Origin of the sequence: Cetobacterium sp. (genome assembly GCF_051653945.1) — a bacterium.
Taxonomy (GTDB): domain Bacteria; phylum Fusobacteriota; class Fusobacteriia; order Fusobacteriales; family Fusobacteriaceae; genus Cetobacterium_A.
Genome location: NZ_JBOFXD010000094.1, coordinates 1 through 2409, shown reverse-complemented (window position 1 = coordinate 2409; position 2409 = coordinate 1). Strand labels below are relative to the sequence as shown.

The following is a 2409-nucleotide window of genomic DNA, read 5'->3' as shown; positions in this document are numbered from 1 at the left end:
TTTTTTATGGTGCCAATTGTTTTTCTGATAAATGGTTATTTAAAAGATGCTTGGTTTGAATCTTTATTATTTAGCTTATCTGTTGCTATTGGGTTGACTCCTGAGATGCTTCCTATGATTGTAACTGGTAATTTAACTAAAGGGGCTGTTGAACTTTCAAAGAAAAAAACCATAGTCAAAAAACTTGATTCTATCCATAATTTTGGAGCTATGAATATACTTTGTACAGATAAAACTGGAACTTTAACTCAAGATAAAGTAACTGTTGTAAAGTATTTAAATTTTAAAGGTATTGATGATGACAATGTTTTATACTTAGCTTATCTCAATAGTTATTTTCAAACTGGACTTAAAAATCTTATGGATAGAGCTATTTTAGAGTTTGAAGAGGAACACTACTCTATTAAAAATGAATACAAAAAAATTGATGAGCTCCCATTTGATTTTGAACGGAGAAGAATGTCTGTTATAGTAGAGGATATTGATGGCAATAGAACTATGATAACTAAAGGGGCCATTGAAGAGATGCTCTATATTTCAAACTTTGTAGAGATAGATGGTCAAGTTTTTGAAATAAAAGATGAGATTGAAGAAAAAATCAAAAATCTTGTTTCAAATTTAAACAAAGATGGAATGAGAGTTATTGGTATTGGTAAAAAAACTCTTCCAAAAGATAGAGATCTTAACTTTAGCAATAAAGATGAGGAGTCTTTAACTTTTGTTGGAATGCTTGGATTTTTAGATCCACCTAAAGAGGGAGTGGGAGATACTTTAAAATCTCTATACCAATATGGAGTGGATGTTAAAATTTTAACTGGAGATAATGAGCTAGTTACTAAAAAAATATGTAAAGATATTGGAATTGAAGTTGCAGGGGCTATTGATGGAAGCTACATGGAAGCTATTGATGATTTGGAACTAAAAAAACTTTTAAAAGATACTACTATATTTTGCAAACTTTCCCCACTTGATAAAGCTAGAGTTGTTAGGCTTTTAAAAGAGATGGGGAATACTGTTGGGTATATGGGGGATGGAATAAATGATGCTCCTGCTCTTAGACAGTGTGATGTTGGAATCTCAGTTGAAAATGGTATGGATATAGCTAAGGAATCGGCTCAGATAATACTTTTAGAAAAGGAGCTTTCAGTTCTTTTAGAAGGCGTTATAATTGGCCGAAAAATATTCACTAACATGATTAAATATCTAAAGATGACAGCATCTTCAAACTTTGGAAATGTATTTAGCGTTGTTTTAGCTAGTGCTTTTTTACCATTTTTACCAATGCTTCCTATACAGATACTTTTTCAAAATTTACTTTATGATATCTCTCAAATCTCTATCCCTTGGGATAATGTTGATACAGAGGATATTTTAAAACCTAAAAACTGGAGTGCTGAAAGTGTTGGGAAATTTATGGTTTATATAGGTCCTTTAAGTTCTATATTTGATATTACTACATTTCTAATTATGTTTTATATATTTAAAGCTAATAGTTCTGAAACTCAAGCTCTTTTTCATACTGGTTGGTTCGTAGAGAGTATTTTGTCTCAAACTCTTATAATTCACCTTATTAGAACTAGAAAAATTCCTTTTATTGAATCTCACGCCAATATAAAAGTTATTCTTTTAACTTCGGCTATTATGATTTTTGCTTTATTTGTTCCTTATTCTAAAATTAACGGAACTTTGGGATTTGTGCCACTACCTATATCTTACTTTATTTGGGTTGTTTTAATACTTACTGGATACTTTTTTACTATAATTTTTGCAAAAAAATATTTCATTAAAAAATTCAACAGTTGGTTATGAATTTTAAAGACAACTTGATGAAAATGTGCTATAATTGAGGAATGAAAGCAATTTCAAATATAGACGTGGAGGGATTTTAATATGAAAAAATTAGTATTAGGAAGCATTTTCTTAAGCTTATTCTTAGTTGGATGTTCAAACACTCAACCTCAAGAAGAAGTAGTAGTTCAAGAGGCAGTTATTGAGGAGGTTGTAGTAGCTACTCCTGAGCCAGTAGAAGTTTCAACTAAACCTTTACCAAAGCCATTATTAGACAAGTAAAAACATAAAGCTGAGTTCGTTGAACTCAGCTTTTTTAGTTTTTACTATTCAACTCTTTAAATCTATCATCTTAAGATTATTTAAACTAATTTTAAAATTTTCTAGCTAACTCTTTAGCTTCATCATAAGACCTATTTATAGCTTCTTCTAAATCATTCCCTTTAAAGACATTTGCATTTTCAAATGCTAATGTCTCAACATCATATATTCCCAAAAATCCTAATATTGTTCTGATATACTTATCGCCTAATTCAAACTCTTTAGCTGGTCCTTCAGAATACATGCCACCTCTACTCACTATATGTACAGCTTTCCTAGTTTTATCTGTTAATAGAGATA

At 30.2% G+C, this 2409-nt stretch carries 3 protein-coding genes; 2 read left to right on the top strand and 1 reads right to left on the bottom strand.

Going from position 1 to position 2409, the window contains the following annotated elements; genetic code table 11:
- Together mgtA and ACRC8M_RS10145 are read left to right on the top strand one after the other, a co-directional pair.
- On the top strand, positions 1 to 1809 hold a 1809-nt coding region (mgtA, locus tag ACRC8M_RS10150; protein ID WP_438529018.1), incomplete at its 5' end, for a magnesium-translocating P-type ATPase.
- 81 nt (positions 1810 to 1890) lie between these two features.
- Complete coding sequence (locus tag ACRC8M_RS10145; protein WP_438529017.1) at positions 1891 to 2070, top strand: hypothetical protein; 180 nt, start codon at positions 1891 to 1893, stop codon at positions 2068 to 2070.
- A 91-nt stretch (positions 2071 to 2161) separates the two neighbouring features.
- On the opposite strand, the gene ACRC8M_RS10140 is transcribed toward ACRC8M_RS10145, so the two are convergent.
- Positions 2162 to 2409, bottom strand: a 248-nt coding sequence (locus tag ACRC8M_RS10140) for an NAD(P)H-dependent oxidoreductase (protein WP_438529016.1), incomplete at its 5' end; no start/stop codon positions are given.

Bases quoted from the DNA above. Each gene is read 5' to 3' on its own strand.
- ACRC8M_RS10145 (WP_438529017.1), top strand. From the start codon at position 1,891: ATGAAAAAATTAGTATTAGGAAGCATTTTCTTAAGCTTATTCTTAGTT.